General features: G+C 35.1%; 21 protein-coding genes. 7 read left to right on the top strand and 14 right to left on the bottom strand.

Annotated elements, in window-relative coordinates; genetic code table 11:
* Positions 1–55 precede the first annotated feature (55 nt).
* The 5 genes from ACXX8U_RS11745 to ACXX8U_RS11725 form a co-directional block, all read right to left on the bottom strand.
* Positions 56–1,042 (bottom strand): hypothetical protein, encoded by a 987-nt coding sequence (locus tag ACXX8U_RS11745; RefSeq protein WP_458565999.1) that lies wholly within the window; start codon positions 1,040–1,042, stop codon positions 56–58.
* The gene (locus ACXX8U_RS11740) at positions 994–1,881 is read right to left on the bottom strand and encodes a hypothetical protein (RefSeq protein ID WP_458565998.1); all 888 of its coding nucleotides are present in this window, start codon (positions 1,879–1,881) and stop codon (positions 994–996) included. Before ACXX8U_RS11740 ends, ACXX8U_RS11745 begins: the two co-directional genes overlap by 49 nt.
* Positions 1,882–2,164: 283 nt before the next feature.
* A complete protein-coding gene (gene frr / locus ACXX8U_RS11735; RefSeq protein ID WP_166132873.1) occupies positions 2,165–2,728 on the bottom strand; it encodes a ribosome recycling factor in 564 nt (187 codons plus the stop codon).
* A gap of 72 nt (positions 2,729–2,800) precedes the next feature.
* On the bottom strand, positions 2,801–3,508 hold the full coding sequence (gene pyrH / locus ACXX8U_RS11730; RefSeq protein ID WP_166132874.1) for a UMP kinase: 708 nt from the start codon (positions 3,506–3,508) through the stop codon (positions 2,801–2,803).
* A gap of 67 nt (positions 3,509–3,575) precedes the next feature.
* Positions 3,576–4,355: a patatin-like phospholipase family protein gene (locus ACXX8U_RS11725; protein ID WP_458565997.1), complete on the bottom strand. Its 780-nt coding sequence runs from the start codon at positions 4,353–4,355 to the stop codon at positions 3,576–3,578.
* Positions 4,356–4,458: 103 nt separating this feature from the next.
* Between ACXX8U_RS11725 and ACXX8U_RS11720 the strand changes: the two genes are divergently transcribed.
* Entirely contained in the window at positions 4,459–5,055 is a 597-nt protein-coding gene (locus ACXX8U_RS11720; RefSeq protein WP_458565996.1) for a thioredoxin family protein, read from the top strand.
* Between the two features lie 475 nt (positions 5,056–5,530).
* On the opposite strand, the gene truB is transcribed toward ACXX8U_RS11720, so the two are convergent.
* Genes truB through ACXX8U_RS11700 form a run of 4 tightly spaced genes read right to left on the bottom strand, consistent with a single transcriptional unit; the run spans position 5,531 to position 8,219 of the window.
* Positions 5,531–6,226 (bottom strand): tRNA pseudouridine(55) synthase TruB, encoded by a 696-nt coding sequence (truB, locus tag ACXX8U_RS11715; RefSeq protein WP_458565995.1) that lies wholly within the window; start codon positions 6,224–6,226, stop codon positions 5,531–5,533.
* A 9-nt stretch (positions 6,227–6,235) separates the two neighbouring features.
* Positions 6,236–7,045: an undecaprenyl-diphosphate phosphatase gene (locus tag ACXX8U_RS11710; protein WP_458565994.1), complete on the bottom strand. Its 810-nt coding sequence runs from the start codon at positions 7,043–7,045 to the stop codon at positions 6,236–6,238.
* Entirely contained in the window at positions 7,046–7,288 is a 243-nt protein-coding gene (locus ACXX8U_RS11705) for a DUF3098 domain-containing protein (RefSeq protein ID WP_458565993.1), read from the bottom strand.
* 55 nt (positions 7,289–7,343) lie between these two features.
* Positions 7,344–8,219 (bottom strand): cell division protein FtsX, encoded by an 876-nt coding sequence (locus ACXX8U_RS11700; RefSeq protein WP_458565992.1) that lies wholly within the window; start codon positions 8,217–8,219, stop codon positions 7,344–7,346.
* Between the two features lie 167 nt (positions 8,220–8,386).
* Between ACXX8U_RS11700 and leuS the strand changes: the two genes are divergently transcribed.
* Positions 8,387–11,302 (top strand): leucine--tRNA ligase, encoded by a 2,916-nt coding sequence (leuS, locus tag ACXX8U_RS11695; RefSeq protein WP_458565991.1) that lies wholly within the window; start codon positions 8,387–8,389, stop codon positions 11,300–11,302.
* Positions 11,303–11,463: 161 nt separating this feature from the next.
* Complete coding sequence (locus ACXX8U_RS11690; RefSeq protein WP_236362477.1) at positions 11,464–12,159, top strand: zinc metallopeptidase; 696 nt, start codon at positions 11,464–11,466, stop codon at positions 12,157–12,159.
* A 142-nt stretch (positions 12,160–12,301) separates the two neighbouring features.
* Here ACXX8U_RS11690 and ACXX8U_RS11685 read toward each other — a convergent pair whose 3' ends face one another.
* The 3 genes from ACXX8U_RS11685 to ACXX8U_RS11675 form a co-directional block, all read right to left on the bottom strand.
* Positions 12,302–12,772 carry an Lrp/AsnC family transcriptional regulator gene (locus ACXX8U_RS11685; RefSeq protein WP_458565990.1) on the bottom strand — a complete coding sequence of 157 codons (471 nt, stop codon included), beginning with the start codon at positions 12,770–12,772 and terminating at the stop codon, positions 12,302–12,304.
* A 268-nt stretch (positions 12,773–13,040) separates the two neighbouring features.
* Positions 13,041–13,790 (bottom strand): uroporphyrinogen-III synthase, encoded by a 750-nt coding sequence (locus ACXX8U_RS11680; protein WP_166132883.1) that lies wholly within the window; start codon positions 13,788–13,790, stop codon positions 13,041–13,043.
* A 12-nt stretch (positions 13,791–13,802) separates the two neighbouring features.
* Positions 13,803–14,474 (bottom strand): DUF4271 domain-containing protein, encoded by a 672-nt coding sequence (locus tag ACXX8U_RS11675; RefSeq protein WP_458565989.1) that lies wholly within the window; start codon positions 14,472–14,474, stop codon positions 13,803–13,805.
* Positions 14,475–14,578: 104 nt separating this feature from the next.
* Here ACXX8U_RS11675 and ACXX8U_RS11670 point away from each other — a divergent pair, with 104 nt between their 5' ends.
* From ACXX8U_RS11670 to ACXX8U_RS11660, 3 genes are read left to right on the top strand one after another with little or no spacing between them, the layout of a single operon-like run.
* The gene (locus tag ACXX8U_RS11670) at positions 14,579–15,304 is read left to right on the top strand and encodes a polyprenol monophosphomannose synthase (protein WP_458565988.1); all 726 of its coding nucleotides are present in this window, start codon (positions 14,579–14,581) and stop codon (positions 15,302–15,304) included.
* Between the two features lie 12 nt (positions 15,305–15,316).
* Entirely contained in the window at positions 15,317–16,657 is a 1,341-nt protein-coding gene (locus ACXX8U_RS11665) for a dihydroorotase (protein ID WP_458565987.1), read from the top strand.
* 10 nt (positions 16,658–16,667) lie between these two features.
* On the top strand, positions 16,668–17,093 hold the full coding sequence (locus ACXX8U_RS11660; protein WP_458565986.1) for a DUF4296 domain-containing protein: 426 nt from the start codon (positions 16,668–16,670) through the stop codon (positions 17,091–17,093).
* A gap of 1 nt (position 17,094) precedes the next feature.
* Here ACXX8U_RS11660 and ACXX8U_RS11655 read toward each other — a convergent pair whose 3' ends face one another.
* Complete coding sequence (locus tag ACXX8U_RS11655) at positions 17,095–18,108, bottom strand: NAD-dependent epimerase/dehydratase family protein (RefSeq protein WP_458565985.1); 1,014 nt, start codon at positions 18,106–18,108, stop codon at positions 17,095–17,097.
* A gap of 124 nt (positions 18,109–18,232) precedes the next feature.
* On the opposite strand from ACXX8U_RS11655, the gene tyrS reads away from it, so the two are divergent.
* Positions 18,233–19,525, top strand: a complete 1,293-nt coding sequence (gene tyrS / locus ACXX8U_RS11650) for a tyrosine--tRNA ligase (protein WP_458565984.1) — start codon at positions 18,233–18,235, stop codon at positions 19,523–19,525.
* A 78-nt stretch (positions 19,526–19,603) separates the two neighbouring features.
* Here tyrS and ACXX8U_RS11645 read toward each other — a convergent pair whose 3' ends face one another.
* The gene (locus tag ACXX8U_RS11645; protein WP_458565983.1) at positions 19,604–20,281 is read right to left on the bottom strand and encodes a hypothetical protein; all 678 of its coding nucleotides are present in this window, start codon (positions 20,279–20,281) and stop codon (positions 19,604–19,606) included.
* Positions 20,282–20,293: the final 12 nt, after the last annotated feature.

Below are 20,293 nucleotides of genomic sequence, written 5' to 3'. Positions count from 1 at the left end.
TGGGAAAATCCTGTTTAAAACAGTTAGCTTCGTCTAATCCGCTGAAGCTTATGTATTAATAAAATTCTATCCAGCTAAAAGGAGTAGAAGGTAATGGATTGGCAGTTGGATACATTTTATACGTTTCCAAGATATTTCTTTTTGGTTCGGTCGTTACCAAATCTCTTATTTCTCCTAGCACTTTTTGCATTGTAGGAATCATTTTGTCGTACATAAAATCGTGCTGTTCGTTAGGAGTAGGATACATGGTGTTTAAAATTGTAACAAAATTTGCCCCAATGCTAAGCTTAGCAGCTTTTGAAAAAAGATACGCATGAATGCATTCATGTAATATTGTTTTTGCATTTTCAATATTGGTTTGGGATCTTGCTGTGCCTAAGATTACTATTTGTTTACTTATTTTTATTGTCAAATTTTTGGTGACTGGATCTTCACTTGTAGTGGCGTTAACTTCTGGTTTAGAAGTATCATTATCTGTAAATACTCGATCGGCTATCTCAAATTTAACGTTTATTCGGCTTTTATCTCCATCAAATAGGTCAATAAAAAGTTTTTTAAACTCTGGTGAAGTTTTTAATGCATCATATATTTTATTAAACTTTTTATCCTCTTCGGTAACATCTTTTATTGATGATCTATCAATATTGAATGGTGAATTGAAAGAAGATTCGAGATCTATATTTAATGATGGATTAAGATTGATTGCTTTTAATATCTCTGACGTAAATAGAATTTCATCGGGATTTTGAATCATAAAATTAACCACATTATTAACAACTTCAATTTTTTCTAAAGTAGTTATTTCATTCAAAAGACTTTTCTGTGTCAAAGGATCAAGTTTTGACAAAAATTCTCCATGAAAGAGTAGGAATTGAAAGGTACTGAACTTAAAATTGTTAATGGCGTTTAGTTCATAATTAGTGCCATTATATTGGTTGAATAAAGTTGGTATAGCATTATAAGTAAATGTCAATATATTTTCATTTGCAGGAGTTAAGCCCCATTTGAATTTATCCAATAATTGGTATACGCTAAAAGCCACTCTGTAGAATTAACGACATTACTTATATCGTTACTACTAATATATAAATTAGTTAAGAATTGATTTACTTTAATCCAGTTTTGCACAGCAGGGTCACTTAAATCGGCACCTTCAAAATAATTTGGGATAAAAATGTTTTGAGAAGGGTTTTCTTCGCTACCGCCAATTCCTGTGTTTCCACCATTATTGGAATTTTCCGCGTAGGGATTGTTATTTGTGTTTTGATAATTTTGCCATTGAGTAGCAAGTGGGATAAAATCAGTAGGGCCAGCGCTGGTACTACAAGCGCTTTCAATTACTTTAAAAACTTTAATTGTAGCTTTTGTTATACCGTCACTCTCATAACAGCGTGGTCTTGTATCTAGTTCGTTTTGGCACACTTCAACATCATCGTAATAGCCTACTTGTAAGCAACCCCCACCAGTTGTTGTCCTGTTGGTTTTTAAAGGATTATCTATTTTGTTAATAGTTGAACTTTTTACGGCGCGAATAAAATCAGTACTACCGCTAATTTGATTTAGCCTTTTAGTTAAATAATAGGTTATTAAGTATGCTTGAGGTTTTTCATTTTTTTTACATTCAAGAACAATATTTTGTTGAAAAGTTGCTGTAGGAACTTGAAAGATACGAAAAGAGAATGTTTCGTCATCATTTACTGTTTTTACATATTGAATATTTTGTAAATCTATATCGTAATTAGATGATGAGTTTGATGTTTTATTTTTATCATTCGATGCAACTTTTTTCAGTTTTGCAGATTCAATAAATACAAGGTTATTTATTTTTTTTAATTCTAAAAAATCTATCTTTTTAAAGCTATAATCTCTCGATTTAATCATGGATTCATTTTGTAGTATCACCTCCTCGGGACTACAGGATTGAAAATTGAACAATAAACAAACCATAATTAAAGCGACTAAATTCTTCGCTGTGTAAGGTATTTGTTTGTTTGTTTGTTTGTTTGTTTGTTTGTTTGTTTGTTTGCATATTTTTTTTGGTTAATGAATAATTATAAAAATAGCAACACTCTTTAGGTTTTACAATACCCACTTTTGGTGATATTTAACATAAAAAAACCGCCTTGTTTGAACAAGGCGGTTTTAAAATATTTGTCAGATAGGTTTACACCTTCATGATTTCGGCTTCTTTTACCACTAACAATTCATCAATTTTTTTGATAAAACTGTTGGTTAAGTTTTGTACTTCTTCTTCGGCACTTTTACAAATGTCTTCTGAGGTACCGTCTTTCTCTAATTTTTTGATTTCGGTGTTGGCATCTTTACGAGCATTACGAATTCCAATTTTAGCATCTTCAGCCTCTGCTTTGGCTTGTTTAGCCAATTCTCTACGACGATCTTCTGTCAAAGGCGGAACACTAATGATTACTACATCACCATTGTTCATTGGGTTAAAGCCCAAATTAGCTATCATAATAGCTTTTTCAATCGGGTGAAGCATGCTTTTTTCAAACGGCTGCAACGTAATTGTTCTAGCATCTGGCACACTAATTTTTGAAACTTGTGACAAAGGCGTAGCTGCACCGTAATAATCAACAAAAACACTTCCTAACATAGCAGGCGATGCTTTTCCGGCACGGATATTTAAAAATTCTTTTTCTAAATGCGCAATAGAACCCGCCATTGATTCTTGTGTGCTATCTAATATAAAATCAATTTCTTCAGTCATAATTTTAATTTTCAGTTTTTAGCAACAGTTTTCAGTTTTAGCCGCTTTGCGACTGTAAACTGTAACTGTTTACTATATATTTACTACAGTTCCTATATTTTCGCCTTGGCAAATTTTAAGTAAGTTACCCACTTTGTTCATATCAAATACTACAATAGGTAATTTGTTTTCTTGACTTAGGGTAAAAGCCGTTGTGTCCATTACATTCAGTCCTTTTTTCAATACATCTTCAAAAGAGATAAAATCAAATTTTACTGCTGATGCATTTTTTTCTGGATCAGAATCATATACACCATCAACACGCGTTCCTTTTAAAATTACATCAGCATTAATTTCAATTCCTCTTAAAACCGCTGCAGTATCTGTTGTGAAGTATGGATTTCCGGTTCCAGCACCAAAAATTACAATTCTACCTTTTTCAAGATGTCTGTCGGCTCTCCTTTTAATGTAAGGCTCAGCGATTGACTCCATTTTCAAAGCCGTCTGCAAACGGGTTTTCATTCCTTTTTCTTCAAGAGCGCCTTGCAATGCCATTCCGTTGATTACGGTAGCAAGCATTCCCATATAATCGCCTTGTACACGATCCATACCTGCACTTGCGCCTGCAACTCCTCTAAAAATATTTCCACCACCTATTACAATGGCAATTTCTACTCCTTTAGCGTGAATTTGCTTAATCTCGTCAGCATATTCAGCTAGTCTTTTAGGATCAATTCCGTATTGTAAGTCGCCCATTAAGGCTTCTCCACTTAATTTCAGTAGAATTCTTTTGTATTTCATGTGTGTGTTGCGTTGATTGGTGCAAATATAGAATTTTCTTTTTTTTTAAAATAATCTTGACTCTATTTTATAAAGCTAGTTTTTCATACGAATTTTTGGCTGCTTGATAGCCAATTTGGAACACCTGATCCATCTTTAGTTTGCTGGTTTCAAAGGTGCTATAGATACAGAGTTCTTTGGGTTCAATGACCCAATCGCACATATTAAATTTATGAATATTGGAGTTGGCCGATAACAAATCAAAGGCGCGCGTTGTCACTGCTTTGATTGAGTTTAAATCAGAAGCTTCAATTTTTTGAATTGGGCTCACATAAACTCCTATAATTGTGTCGCACTGTCCTAATAAAATGTCAGTAGGAAAGTGGTTCAGGATTCCACCATCACTATAAATATTGCCATCGATGGCATAGGGCGAAATTATTCCCGGAAAAGCAGATGAGGCTAAAACGGCATCAACGACCTTCGTACCGGGATGAAATATTTTTAATTTCCCGCGTACCATATCAGTGGCGGTTATCTGCAATGGAATGTTTAAATCGGCCAAAGTTGCTTCTTTAAAAATGGCTTTAAAATAGATTTTAAACGATTCAGAATCGATTAAACCCGCTTTTTTAAAAGTTAAATGTTTCCAGTTAAAAAGATAAATGGATTTAAAAAAAGCTAAAATTTCATCAGGTGTTTTACCACAGGCATACAATGCGCCTACTATTGATCCAGCGCTAGTACCCGCAATTATACTTGGTTTAATGCCTTTTTCTTCTAAAAATTTAATTGCACCAGCGTGAGCCAAACCTTTTGAGCCACCACCAGAAAGCACTAATCCAATCGATTTTGTGTGTAAGTCCATTTTGTTTATTTGTGCTAAAATTACTTATTTTTTTTAAGTAGGATTGTTTCCGATGAATTAAAATTCTAAATATACCTAACTTTGTATTTCAAAAATGCAGCTCATGAAACAAGAAATTGAACAAGCTTTGGCTAAAAGTTATACATACGATGGCTACAAGCAGTTGATTACTAATTTGCTATCGGATGGTAAATCAACCGGACATATACAGAGCGAAGATTTAACGCACTACAGTCAGCTCAATGAAACACGCATGAAGCGTTTGGATAAAACAATTGTGATTACTGAGTCGGTTGCGGCCCAATTGAAAAGTATTAAACAGAACTACTTATTTTTGGTTATTTCTGAGGGATGGTGCGGTGATGCAGCCCAAATACTACCAGTTATCAATAAAATGGTGAATTTGGCGCCTACCATTGATTTGAAGATTGTTTTGCGTGATGATAATGAGCCGCTCATGAACTTATTTTTAACGAATAATGCCAAATCTATTCCAATTTTGATTTGTATAAATTCTGATACAAATGAAGTGGTAAATAGTTGGGGACCAAGACCCAAACCTGCTGTGGAATTGGTTGAAAATTACAAAAAAGAGCATGGAGTTATCGATGCCACGCTAAAAACCAACTTACAAAAATGGTATCATGACGATAAGGGTCTTGCTACGCAGAGTGAAATCTTACAAATTCTGTTGAGATAAAACTATTTACAACAAATAAACAAAAGAAAATTCTGAAATAAAATACTGAATCTATCGACGAATAAACTAAAAAGTTCGCTCAAATACATCATTTTATGTTTTATATTTCTTTTAAGAAAAATTAATTTTTTAAATTTAAAAATATACGTAACTTGCTCATATATAGCCAAATCTATTAATTTATTTACTTTTTTTATACATGTTTCGCATTGTTTAACAATTAAAAAAACAGTATCATGAAAAATTTATTTGAAAGATTGTATGATTATTTGTCTCTGGTTTTATTTGGTGGAAAAAACATTCCTCATTACTAATCGTAAACTAAACCCAGAAAGAGTAAAAGTATGAAGTGAAAATTACTTTTTACCTTTAGAAAAAACACATCGCAAATTTCAGTTTGAATTTGTCATGTGTTTTTGTCTTTTATAAGGCAATCAAAACCTATAAAGTGTCTTGAATTCAGTTGTTAGTGATTTTATTTTGCAGTTAGACTTTCTTCAAAATCAAGAACATTAATTCCGTTTTTAACATTGTAATCTCCAATTTTTGTTCTTCGTAAAACGGTCAAATGAGAGCCGGATTGCATGGCTTTTCCAAAATCATATGCTAGAGAACGAATGTAAGTTCCTTTACTGCAAACTACTCTAAATTCAATTTCAGGCAATGCAATTCGGGTGATTTCAAATTCGTGTATGGTAGTTTTGCGACTAGCAATTTCGATACTTTCTCCTGCGCGAGCGTGTTCATACAAGCGAACGCCATCTTTTTTTATTGCTGAAAAAATAGGAGGTATTTGGTCAATTTCACCAAGAAATTGTTTCACGGTTTCATGAATCAAGCTTTCGTTTATGTGTTCTGTTGGGAAAGTTTGGTCAATCTCTGTTTCTAAATCATAGGAAGGTGTTGTGGCTCCAATGAAAAAGGTGCCTGTATATTCTTTGGCTTGACCTTGAAGCTCAGCAATTCTTTTGGTAAACTTTCCGGTACAAACTATTAATAAACCACTTGCTAGTGGGTCTAAGGTACCGGCGTGACCAATCTTGAATTTTTTGGGCAATCCAACTTTATTAATCAAAGCATATTTTAGCTTGTTTACAGCCTGAAAAGAACTCCAATTTAATGGTTTGTCAATAAGTAAAATTTGTCCGTTTTGGTAGTCTTCGACTGTCATCGCTGGAATTTATTTAAAGTATGAAAAGTAAATCAGTAAAAAGATCCCAACTATTATTCGGTACCAACCCCAAGGTTTAAAACCGTATTTTTTGATGATTTCAATAAAAAATTTTATTGCAATAATGGCAACTACAAAGGCTACAATGTTACCAATTATAAAGAGCTGAATGTTTTGATCTGATTTTAAAATGAGTTCATAACCCTTCATCTGTGAACTTTCGTAGGTCTTTAAGAATACAGAGTAGCAGGTAACGGCCATCATGGTTGGAACTGCTAGAAAAAATGAAAATTCGGCTGCAGCATGGCGAGATAAACCCTGTTGCATTCCTCCGATAATTGATGCGGCAGATCGACTAGTGCCAGGCATCATGGCCAAACACTGCCAGAAACCAATGGTCACGGCTTTTTTTATAGAAATATCCTCTTCTTTTAAAATGGTAGGGTTTTTAAAATAGTTGTCAATAAAAAGTAGAACAACACCGCCTAAAATAAGAACTATGGCAATAGGGATAGGATTTCCTAGAACAGCTTCTATTTTGTCATCAAATAGTTTACCTAATACGAGTGCAGGTATAACAGCGCAAAATAGTTTGAGATAAAAATTAAATTTGGAAAAATCAAAGAATTTTTTCCAATACAAAGCAACAACCGCCAAGATGGCACCAAATTGTATGGAAACTTGAAAAAGCTTAACGAAATCATCTTCTTGTATCCCGTAATACGAACTCAAAAAAACCATGTGAGCCGTTGATGAAACCGGTAGGTATTCTGTCAATCCTTCGATGATGGCAATCAAAAACGCTTGTAATGTATTCATTTATGCGTTTTTGGGATTCTTAAGAATGGCATAAATAGTAATTCCAAAACCGATTAAAACAGTTGTTGGTGCCAATCTAATTCTTCTAAAATTGAATATATCTTCGCTAAATACATTAGGGTCTTCGCTACCGCCACCAGACATTAAAATAAAGCCTAAGGCTATCACGCCAAGTCCAATCAATAGAATTTTGTAGTTTACTTTCTCAAACAAAAATTCGTTTTTTTTATCTTTTTCTTCCATTTGTAAATGCTGTTGTTTTTACTTAATGCTGTAAGTCAGGACTGATAACTAAATACTAATAAAGATCGTCTGTGCGTAAATTCAAAAATCGTTGTGTAGCAAAGTAAGTACTCAACCAAGTGATCACAATTCCTATTGCTAATACGCCTATTAATACCAATGTAATTGATCCTTTATCATTAAATATTCCCAATAGCGGAAAGTTATTGTCAATATAAAATAATACGCCAAGTAAGGCAATTACAGCTAAACCTGCACCAATCATGCCGAGTTTAATACTGCGCATGACAAATGGTTTACGGATAAAAGATTTTGTTGCTCCCACCATTTGCATGGTTTTAATTATAAATCGATTCGAATAAATAGATAATCTAAGCGAGCTGTTGATTAATAAAACAGCAATAACAGCCAAGAAACTACTCACAATTAAAATCCACATACTTACTTTATTGATATTGTCGTTTACCAGATTAACCAATTGCTTATCATATACAATATCAGATATCATTGTGTTTTTACGTAATTGTGCTTCAATTTTGATGATGCTATCATTGACTACATAATCTCCTTTAAAGTGAATATCGTACGAGTTTTGCAATGGGTTTTCGCCAAGAAAAGTCATAAAATCTTCGCCAATAATATCGGTGTGTTCTTTTGCGGCAGCTTCTTTAGTCACGTATTTATGGGAGCGTACAAAAGGACTTGTTTTTAATTGCTGGTCAAAACTTTTCACAATACTATCGTTAGCTTCATTTTTAAAAAACACAGTCATTGCAATGTTTTCTTTAAAGTCGTTGGCTAGTTTTTTAGAATTAATGATAAAAAGCCCTAAAATTCCCAGTAAAAATAACACTAAGAATACACTTAACACTACTGAAAAATAAGAGGAAATTAAACGGCGTTTTTGGAAATTATCAAAAGAAGAACTCATAGGATGATGTAATTATGGGGTAAAAATAATAAACAATTTCTTTATTTAAAGTTAATAACGTTCAAAGTTTCAACTTTCGTACAATAAACGTAAATTTGGCATCTAAAAATAGTCATCTCAATAAATCTAAGAATCGTAGAACCTTAGTTACTCAGAACTTAATAGAAATGAAATACAATCCCAACGAAATTGAAGCCAAATGGCAAAAATACTGGCAAGAAAACCAAATATTCAAAGCCGAAAACCACTCAGATAAGCCTAAATATTACGTTCTAGACATGTTTCCTTATCCATCTGGAGCGGGCTTACACGTAGGGCATCCGCTAGGGTATATTGCCTCTGATGTATTTGCTAGGTACAAAAGACACCAAGGGTTTAATGTATTGCATCCTATGGGTTACGACAGTTTTGGGTTGCCTGCTGAGCAATACGCTATTCAAACCGGTCAACGTCCGGAGGATACAACTCGTGTGAACATTGACGGTGGTGTGGACAAAGAAGGAAACCAAATTGCGGGTTACAGAAAGCAATTGGATAAAATAGGATTTTCTTTTGATTGGAGTCGTGAAGTGCGTACTTCAAATCCAGATTATTACAAGCACACACAATGGATTTTTATCCAATTATTCAACTCTTGGTACAATAAAAACAGCGACAAAGCTGAGGATATTGCAACCCTAGTTGCCTTATTTGAAAAAGAAGGAAATGCTAGTGTAAATGCGGTTTGCGATGAAAATATCGATCCTTTTTCAGCCGAAGAATGGAACGCTTTCGCAAAAGAGACTCAGGAGAAAATCCTTTTGCAATACCGATTGACGTATTTAGCGGAGACGGAAGTTAACTGGTGTCCAGGATTAGGAACGGTTTTGGCCAATGATGAAATTGTAAACGGCGTTTCGGAACGTGGCGGATTTACAGTGGTTCGCAAGAAAATGACACAATGGAGCATGCGTATTTCAGCTTATGCGGAACGTTTGTTGCAAGGTTTAAATGATATCGACTGGAGCGAAAGCATTAAAGAGAGTCAAAGAAACTGGATTGGGAAATCAGTCGGTGCAATGGTTAAATTTAAAGTCGAAAGTCAAAAGTCGAAAGTCGAAAGTGAAAAGCAAATTTCGGACTCAGAACTAGGGACTAAGGATTCTTTCATTGAAGTATTCACAACAAGACCCGATACTATCTTCGGAGTTACTTTTATGACCTTAGCACCAGAGCATCCTTTAGTTCAGGAAATCACTACTGCCGAACAAAAAGCAGAAGTAGAAGCCTATATCGAAAAAACCTCAAAACGTTCTGAGCGTGAGCGTATGGCTGATGTGAAAACCATTTCGGGAGTATTCACTGGTGCGTATGCAGAGCATCCGTTTACGAAAAAACCAATTCCGGTTTGGATTGGCGATTATGTTTTGGCGGGCTATGGAACGGGTGCAGTTATGGCGGTTCCTTGTGGAGACGAGAGAGATTATGCATTTGCGAATTTCTTCAAGGGGCAAAACGGAATGCCAGCCATCAAAAACATCTTCGATCAGGACATTTCGGAAACAGCTTATGGAGCGAAAGAAGGATTTCAATTAGTCGATTCTGATTTTTTAGATGGATTAGATTATAAAAAAGGAACTCAGAAAGTAATTGAAGAACTAGAAAAAATAAACCAAGGAAAAGGGAAAATCAATTACCGTTTGCGTGATGCGGTTTTCTCTCGCCAGCGTTATTGGGGTGAGCCTTTCCCGGTGTATTATGTAAATGGCTTGCCGCAAATGATTGATGCGCAGCATTTGCCTATCATTTTACCTGAGGTGGAGAAATATTTACCAACCGAAGACGGTTTGCCACCTTTAGGAAATGCGGCTGTTTGGGCTTGGGACAGTGTCAACAATAAGGTGGTCGAAACAAGTTTGGTTGATGATGCAACTATTTTTCCTCTTGAATTGAACACCATGCCAGGTTGGGCGGGAAGTAGCTACTACTGGATGCGTTATATGGATGCGCACAACGAAACCGAATTTGCAAGTCAAGAAGCGCTTAACTATTGGCAAAATGTTGATTTGTATATAGGGGGAAATGAGCATGCAACCGGTCACTTGTTGTACTCTCGTTTTTGGAACAAATTCCTAAAAGACAAAGGCTTTGCACCTACTGAAGAACCGTTCAAAAAATTGATCAATCAAGGAATGATTTTGGGAACGAGTGCGTTTGTGTACCGATTAGAAGGAACAAATACTTTTATTTCAAAAAATAGTATTGCAGGACAATCAGTTCAGCCAATTCATGCTGATGTTTCGATGGTCAATTCATCTGATGAATTAGATATTGAAAGATTTAAAGCTTGGAGAGAGGATTACGCTGATGCGGAATTTATTTTAGACGAAAACGGTAAATATATCGTTGGTCGCGAGGTTGAAAAAATGTCGAAATCCAAATACAATGTGGTTACTCCAGATGCTATTTGTGAAGAATACGGAGCCGATACCTTACGTTTGTATGAAATGTTCTTAGGTCCATTAGAACAAGCGAAACCTTGGAATACAGCAGGGATTTCAGGAGTTTTTGGTTTCTTAAAAAAACTGTGTCGTTTGTATTTTGATGAAAATGGTTTAATTGTGACCAACGACGCACCGACGAAAGACAACTTAAAATCATTGCACAAAACCATCAAAAAAGTAGCTGAAGATATTGAAGGATTCTCTTTCAATACTTCGGTTTCGCAGTTTATGATTTGCGTAAACGAATTGTCTGCTCAAAACTGTCATTCTCGTGAAATCTTAGAACCTTTGGCTATTGTGATTTCGCCTTACGCGCCGCACATTGCCGAAGAATTATGGTCGTTACTAGGTCATGAAGGCTCGATAGCAGCAGTTCCTTTCCCAGTTTTTGATCCAAAACATTTAGTAGAAAGTGAGAAAGAATATCCAGTTTCTTTCAACGGAAAAATGCGTTTTACCCTAGTTTTACCTTTGGATTTAACCGCAGCTCAAATCGAGGAAATCGTAATGAAAGATGAAAGAACCATCAAACAACTAGACGGTAAAACACCAAACAAGGTGATTATTGTTCCCGGGAAAATTATTAACTTGGTGGGATAAACTTTCAATTTCAATATTTAAAAATCCAAATTTTCAACTCCTGTTGGGATTTGGATTTTTTTTAGGATTATTTAACTAATGCCAATTTGACATTTTTACAAATTGGTGCAAATTTTGCTATTTCTTTACTAACTTTAAAAAAAATTAAAAAAGAATAAGATATGTTAGGATTTAGTTTACCATCAATGATATTAATGGGCGGTATTATGCTAGCAAGTTGGTTAGTTAGCTCTAGATTAAAAAGCAAATTTGAACACTATTCAAAGTTGCATTTGCAAAACGGAATGTCAGGCGCCGAAATTGCCGAGAAAATGCTAGCCGATAACGGAATTCGTGACGTACGAGTGATTTCAACTCCAGGTCGTTTAACGGATCACTATAATCCTGCTGATAAAACAGTTAATTTAAGTGAAGCAGTGTACAACCAGCGCAATGCAGCAGCTGCGGCCGTGGCAGCTCACGAATGCGGACACGCGGTACAACACGCTGTAGGGTACGAGTGGCTTACGATGCGCTCAAAGTTGGTGCCTGTTGTAAATGTGGCATCGACTTATATGCAATGGATTTTGTTAGCGGGAATTGTAATGCTAAAAACGTTTCCAGGACTTTTATTAGTGGGAATTGTGATTTTCGCTGCGACAACTTTGTTTTCAATTGTTACTTTGCCAGTGGAGTATGATGCAAGTAATCGTGCTTTGGCTTGGTTAGAAAACAAAAGAATGCTCACGCCGCAGGAACAAGCTGGTGCGAAAGATTCTCTAAAATGGGCAGCTAGAACCTATGTGGTAGCTGCATTAGGATCAATAGCAACCTTGCTTTATTATATTTCGATTTATATGGGGGGAAGAAGAGACTAATTCTCCAACTTTCACATAACTATTTATAAAATCCAAATTCCAATCTTATGGAGTTTGGATTTTTTTTATTTCAGACTTCACATTTCACAACTCACATTTCACTTCCCACACTTCACTTCCCACAACTCACTTTTCACTTTCCTCAAAGTTGAATTTGTCGATCAATTTGCTGGTCAAGCGAAATGAAGGTTTCTGTTCGTGAAACACCTTCAATAGCTTGAATTTTGGTATTGAGTAGCTGCATCAAATGTTCGTTATCGCGACAGATAATTTTAATTAAAATAGACCAATTTCCGGTAGTGTAATGGCATTCTAAAACCTCTGGAATTTTTCTTAAATCGCGCACTGCCTCTGCATTTCGGGCAGCTTTGTCGAGATAAACGCCCACAAAAGCCATGGTGTTGTACCCAAGTACTTTATTGTTTACCGTAAATTTCGATCCCGATATTACACCAGATTGCTCCAACTTACGCAGTCGTTGGTGTATTGCAGCGCCTGAAATTCCTATTTTATTGGCAATTTGAAGAATGGGTTTTCGAGCATCTTCCATAAGGTCACGAAGAATTTCTTTATCGATACCGTCAATTTCAACCATCAGCGAATTAATTTTCATAGTATGAATTTTAAACTAAAATGAGAAATTTAGTTTTAATTAAAAATCAAATTTAAGTAATTAACGCTTAAAAGAAGTGTTAGTTCTTGTTTTTGTCACATCGAGCGCAGTCGAGATGTTTATTTGATTCTCGACTGCGCTCGAACGGACAGTAGATTAGGCAGAAGCTAATACTCAATGATAGATGGTGTACTTTATTGTAATTTATAAAGCAAGCACAAAAAAAGCCATTCTAATGAGGAATGGCTTTTTGGTATGTAATGTAATATTATTTTCCTTTATTCGCTTCGGCGATATATTTTTCTAATGCCATTGTCATGGATGGTGTAGCAGGCGTAGGAGCCAAGATATCAACTCTTAAACCATGATCTAATGCTTCTTTTTGTGTAGTACTACCAAATACGGCAATTCTGGTATTGTTTTGCTCAAAGTCTGGGAAGTTTTTGAACAATGATTTGATTCCGGTTGGACTAAAGAAAGCTAAGACATCATAATATACATCTGCTAAATCAGATAAATCACTCATAACTGTTCTGTAAAAAACGGCAGGAGTCCAATCTACTTTCAAGGCGTTTAATGTAATTGGTGCATCGGCATTCAATTGGTCTGATGCAGGAAGCAAGAATTTTTCGTCTTTGTACTTTTTGATTAGTGGAGATAAATCAGCAAAATCTTTTGGACCTACGTAAATTTTACGTTTTCTGTACACAACGTACTTTTGAAGGTAAAAGGCAATTGCTTCTGATTGACAGAAATATTTTAATCCTTCTGGTACTTTGTATCTCATTTCTTCGGCTACTCTAAAAAAATGATCGACGGCATTTTTACTCGTTAAAATAATAGCGGTGTAATGATTAAGGTCGATTTTTTGTAATCGAATCTCTTTGGCGCTAACTCCTTCTACGTGAATAAAAGGTCTGAAATCAATTTTTACTTTGTGTTTTTGTTGAAGTTCAAAGTAAGGGGAATTTTCCACTTTAGGCTCGGGTTGTGACACCAAAATTGTTTTCACTTTCATATATAACGGTTTCTAAGCACTCCCTTTTGTAAACCAATAATACATAAAATAATAGGGGGCTATTTCAAGAGCGCAAAGATATAAAATAAAATAAAACAACTTACCGAATATTATGTTTTGATAATTTTTTATTGAAATCAAATACGTTAGTACGTTGGCTATCATTATTATAGCTATGGTTGCTAGTATAAAATTTCTTGAAATACTGTCGTAATAGAACAAAATGATATTGATAGGGAGCACTAATAAACCAATATAAGTTCTGTAAGTAACTTTTTGTAAATTAAATTGCTCTGAGAATTCTTCAATATTAAAAGCCGAAGCAATTATTTTTTCGATCAAATACTTTGCTAAAATAAAAAACAGTAAAAAGGTGATGATACGAATAAATAATAGCCAATCGGTTTTTGAAGCGTATCCAAATGAGTACAGCGCAATTTGAATAAAAAATGCGAGAGAAATAACTTGTACAGTAAATAAAGCGATAGTAAAACTGCTTTTTAGATGACTGCTATCGCGGTATACTTTGATGTATTTATTTGAAAATAATAAATTAGCAAATTCTCCAAATCTATTTTCAAAGACAGATTTAGTTAAGGCAATTATGGCAAATGCCAACAAAAACAGGGCGGTAGCCCAATCCTTGTTTTCAATTATTCGCGGATGCAGTACATTTTCAATCATAACGATACAAAACTACTAATTTTTATATCATTCTTTTTATTATAATTTTATTAAGGTTGAAATGGCATAAAAAGGTTACTTTTGCGGTGAAATTAGTCCAAAATATGAATGATTGTATTGTTATAATTCCAACCTATAACGAAATTGAAAATATTGAAAGTATCATTCGTGCTGTACTTTCACAAAATAAACTTTTTCACGTACTGATTATAGATGATAATTCACCAGATCATACTGCTGATAAAGTTATAGTACTTCAAGAGGAGTTTAAAGGGCGTTTGTTTTTAGAGCAAAGGCAAAAAAAATCTGGTTTAGGTACTGCCTACGTACATGGTTTTCAATGGGCTTTAGGGCGTCAATACGAGTTCATTTTTGAAATGGATGCCGATTTTTCTCATAATCCTCAAGATTTACAAAAACTATATGATGCTTGCCATCTCGGAGATGCTGACTTAGCTATAGGTTCGCGTTATGTTACGGGAGTTAATGTAGTCAATTGGCCTTTGAGTAGGGTTTTGTTATCATACTTTGCCTCTGTTTACGTTCGGTTAATTACGGGTATGAAAATTCACGATGCTACTGCAGGTTTCGTTTGTTACAAACGCAAAGTTTTAGAGGATATAAATCTAAATAAAATTCGTTTTGTGGGCTACGCTTTTCAAATTGAAATGAAGTACCGAACTTTTTGTAAAAATTTTCAAATTGTCGAAGTTCCCATTATTTTTACAGATAGAACTAAGGGGCAGTCTAAGATGAGTAATTCTATTATTGTTGAAGCCGTATTTGGTGTCATTGCACTTCGTTTAAAGAAATTAATTAACACATTATAAAGCAGCAAGAAGATGAATCGGGTTTTAATTAAAAATGCTAAAATAGTCAACGAAGGAGTTATTTTTGAAGGTGATGTACTAATTGAAAATGATACTATTGTCGAAATTGCCGACAGTATTAGTGCTAAATTTGCAGATTGCAAAATCATTGATGCCGAAGGTAATTATTTGATGCCCGGCGCTATTGACGATCAAGTACACTTTAGAGAACCTGGTTTAACGCATAAAGGAGATATCGAATCAGAGTCGCGCGCTGCTGTAGCAGGCGGAATCACGACTTATATTGAGCAACCCAATACAGTACCAAATGCGGTGACGCAAGAAATTTTGGAGCAGAAATACCAATTGGCAGCACAAAAATCCTATGCGAATTATTCGTTTATGATGGGTGCTACTAACGATAATTTAGAAGAAGTTTTAAAAACAGATCCAAAGAATGTTGCTGGTATTAAAATATTTTTAGGATCGTCAACAGGAAACATGTTGGTTGATAATGAGGCTACACTCGAAAAAATATTTTCAAGCACCTCTTTGTTAATTGCAGTGCATTGTGAAGATGAAACTACTATACGCAACAACTTAGCGACTTACAAAGAGGAATTTGGCGATGCTATTCCGGTAACGGCGCATCATTTAATTCGAAGCGAAGAAGCTTGCTATATTTCGAGCTCAAAAGCAGTGGCTTTGGCCAAAAAAACTGGCGCTCGTTTGCATATTTTTCATCTTTCGACAGCTAAAGAAATGGAGTTGTTTACCAATAAAATTCCATTAGAAGAAAAGAAAATCACTGCCGAAGTGTGCGTACATCATTTATGGTTTACCAATGATGATTATGCTACAAAAGGAAATATGATTAAGTGGAATCCCGCAGTAAAGACAGCTAAAGACAGAGATGCGCTTTGGGCAGCTTTACTAGATGATCGTATTGATGTTATTGCAACAGATCATGCGCCACATACCATTGAAGAGAAAAGTAAAAATTATCTTGAGGCACCTTCAGGCGGACCATTAGTACAACATGCTGTTGTGGCTCTTTTTGAGGCTTTTCATCAAGGTAAAATAAGCGTTGAGAAAATTGTAGAAAAAATGTGTCACAATCCGGCTAAAATTTTCAAGATTGAAAAACGTGGATTTATCAAAGTTGGGTATTTCGCTGATTTGGTAATTGTCAATCCAGGCTTACCTTGGAGTGTGAAAAAAGAAAATATTTTAGCTAAATGCGGTTGGTCTCCCTTTGAAGGATTTACTTTTAAGTCCCGAATTACACATACATTTGTAAACGGACAATTAGTTTATAACGCATTCAAAGTAAAAGATATCAAAGCTGGAAAACGTTTGTCATTTGAACGATAATATTTAGAATATGAAACAAATCATCACCATAGTAGTACTTTGTTTTCTTTTTACGAGCTGTAAAAACGAAGTGCTTCAAGAACCTAAAAAACCGATTAGCAAAGAGGTTATGGCAGATATTATGTATGATTTGGCCATTCTTGAGGCTATAAAGTTCCAAAATCCGGTGTCATTGGATACCTTAAAAATAAACTCAAGAGATTTTATCTTCAAAAAATACAAGGTAGATAGTTTGCAATTCGTTGAAAACAATGCCTATTATGCTGCTAATTACGAAGAGTATAAACTAATGTTTGATCAAGTTACAACACGCTTAGAGCAAAAATTAAAAGCGACTGATGTGCTTATTGCCAACAAACAGAAAAAAATTAGAGCAGAAAAATTAAAAAAACTACGCGCTAAGAAAAAAGTAGATAGCACCGCTGCAAAACTATAAATTACAGTTGGCTAATTTTTTTGATATACGCCTTGACGTCAGTAAAATCGATAGTCAAGGCGTTTTTTATTTTTTGATTAGCATACAAATTACTGTTGTAGGATGCCATTGCGGATGCTCTTGAAATGCGTCTTTTTTGTCCAAAAATTGTTGCTGAAACCCAATCGAGTCTCCAAATAATTTTCATGATAAAAGGTGTAGCATGCCAGCGTGGTTTTCTTGCATTTAAACTTTCGGCCATGGTGTCGAGCACTTCTTTAAAAGTGATGTTGCTCGCAATCAAAGTAAAACGCTCGTTTGTGATATCGCTTTCTGTAAGTTTTTGTGCAATCTGTACCACATCTGTTACAGCAATAAAGCCGCTGCTGCCAAGGGTGTAAAAAGGTAATCCTCTTTTTACTTTGGTAAGCAATTGACCACTACCATTTTCCCAATCTTTGAAAGGAAGAACCGGACCAAGAATAACTCCAGGGTTTATAATGATAACAGACAAGCCTTCTTGTTGTCCTCTCCAAACTTCCATTTCGGCACCGTATTTAGATATGGCGTAGTCGCTGTGGTAGTTTTCTTGATTCCATTCGGTAGTTTCAGTAATGAAAGTTTCGTGCGGAAGTGGGTCTCCAAGTGTAGCAATCGAACTTACATAACACAATTTTTGTACCCCATAGGCAATACTAAAATTGACAATATTCGCCGTGCCCTCAATATTAATTTTGCGTAGTTGCGCTTCTTCTTTTGGGTCAAATGATATCAAAGCAGCACAATGGTAAACGGTTGTAATCCCCGGAAAAGCAAGTTCTAGTGACGGTATATCAGTAATGTCAGCTTGAATCCATTCAATTTGTGTAAAGAAAGTCGCCTTATTGTAAAGATCGAAAAGTGCTTTGGTTTTTTGTATTGCATCTTCTTTTCGGTAAATAGCGCGTACTTTTTCACTGCCAATACTTTTGGATTCAATTAATTGAAGCAATAAATGCGCGCCTACTAAACCGGTTCCTCCTGTTACTAATATCATGTTACGAAAATACAAATTATTTTTCTCGAATAACCTATTAAACAAATAACGGAATCCGCAATAAATTTTATCTTTGTGGCACAGCGCCTTTAAGGCGAAAGACCAAAGTAAATAGCATAAAAAGATGAAGAATTTTATTGAAGAAGTAACTTGGAGAGGAATGCTCCACGATGTTATGCCTGGCACAGAAGAACATTTGATGGAACAAATGCGTGTGGCATATGTGGGAATTGACCCAACTGCCGATTCATTGCATATAGGACATTTAGTGGGTGTAATGTTGTTGAAACATTTTCAGCTAGCAGGACATAAACCCTTAGCGCTTGTGGGTGGAGCAACAGGTATGATTGGTGATCCATCGGGTAAATCTAATGAACGTAATTTGTTAGATGAAGCTACCTTGCGCCATAATCAAGAAGCCATAAAAGGACAATTGGCTCGTTTTTTAGACTTTACCTCAGATGCTGACAATGCAGCTGAATTAGTAAATAATTACGATTGGATGAAGAATTTTTCATTTCTAGATTTCATTCGTGACGTGGGTAAACATATTACCGTTAATTATATGATGGCAAAAGATTCTGTAAAGAAACGTTTGTCATCCGAAGCAGCCGAAGGAATGTCATTCACGGAGTTTACCTACCAATTGGTTCAAGGGTATGACTTTTTGCATTTGTACAGAGAAAAGAGCTGTACGTTACAAATGGGCGGAAGCGACCAATGGGGAAATATTACTACTGGAACTGAATTGGTTCGCAGAATTGCCAGCGGTAAAGCGTATGCTTTGACTTGTCCGTTGATTACTAAAGCGGATGGAACTAAGTTTGGAAAATCTGAAGGAGGTAACATTTGGTTGGATTCGGCTAGAACGTCTCCATATAAATTTTACCAATATTGGTTGAATACCTCAGATGTGGATGCCGAGAAATACATCAAAATTTTTACTTTTTTATCCAAAGAAGAAATTGAAGATTTAACTGTAAAACACAGAGAGGCACCGCATTTGCGCTTGTTGCAAAAACGCTTAGCAGAAGAAATTACAATACTTGTTCATTCTACAGCCGACTTAGAAAACGCCATTAAAGCTTCTTCTATCTTGTTCGGAAATTCATCTGCGGATGATTTAAAGCAATTGGATGTAGCAACTTTTTTAGATGTTTTTGATGGCGTTCCGCAAGCAGAAATTGCTAGAAATGAGGTTGAAGCTGGACTCAATATTGTTGACGTTTTAAACGAAAAAACAGGTTTTATGAAATCTAACGGCGAAGCTCGTCGTGCTTTAACAGCGAATTCTATTTCAGTAAACAAAGAAAAAGTTACGGAAGAATTTATGGTTTCAACCAAAGATTTAATCAACAATCAATTTGTTTTGTTACAAAGCGGAAAGAAAAATTATTTTGTGGTAAGAGTGCTATAAATTATGCGGCGTTTTAACTACGCTTCATGATAATTTAAAGATCCCAATGACTCCAAAGAGCTATTGGGATTTTTTATTTCAATCCTTAAAATTGATTGGGAATTTATTAGAAGTAATCCAGCCTGAAATAAGGTTGGGAGTTTCAAGTATGTTTTTTAAATCTTCAGCGGGCAAGCTACTAGCTAATTCGTGTTTGTTGAAATACAAAAACAAGTCTAGAAAATGAACATCGTCATTGTTTAAATAATATTCGTTGTCTTCAAATTTATGGTAGCGGTTTTTGTCCCAACTCAAATTGGCTGTAAATTTTTTAGTTTCATTCCCTTGAAATTGTAGAACGCTTTCTAAAATTTCCTTACGGGTTTTTTGTTTTAAGGCATCTGTCTGTTTTGCTAAAAAATCAGCTAAATCTTTACGGTTATTTTCTAGGTCTTGCATTATTTTTTTAAGTACCGCATCACTTTTTTTAGAATCGAATATAGTATTCGTTTCTATCATGTTTTTTTCTTGAAACAGCCTGTACGAGGGTATCCAAGACGAATTGTTGTACATGTTAGATCGTAACTCCTTAGTATTTAAAACTAATGAAATAAGACTTTTTGTTTTGTTCGTAATACTATAATGAACGGTAAATAGTCGCTCATTTGGGGAAGGATCTATATGAGTAATCGAGTCTATTTGAACTCCTACCTCAGTGGTTTGCGCGCCGCTATTCCATCCAAAAAACAATAAAAGAATCAAAGAAAGAATTCGCATTTATACTTTTTA

The organism is Flavobacterium sp. GNP001 (genome assembly GCF_054343775.1).
This window is presented reverse-complemented; position numbering and strand designations above follow the sequence as displayed.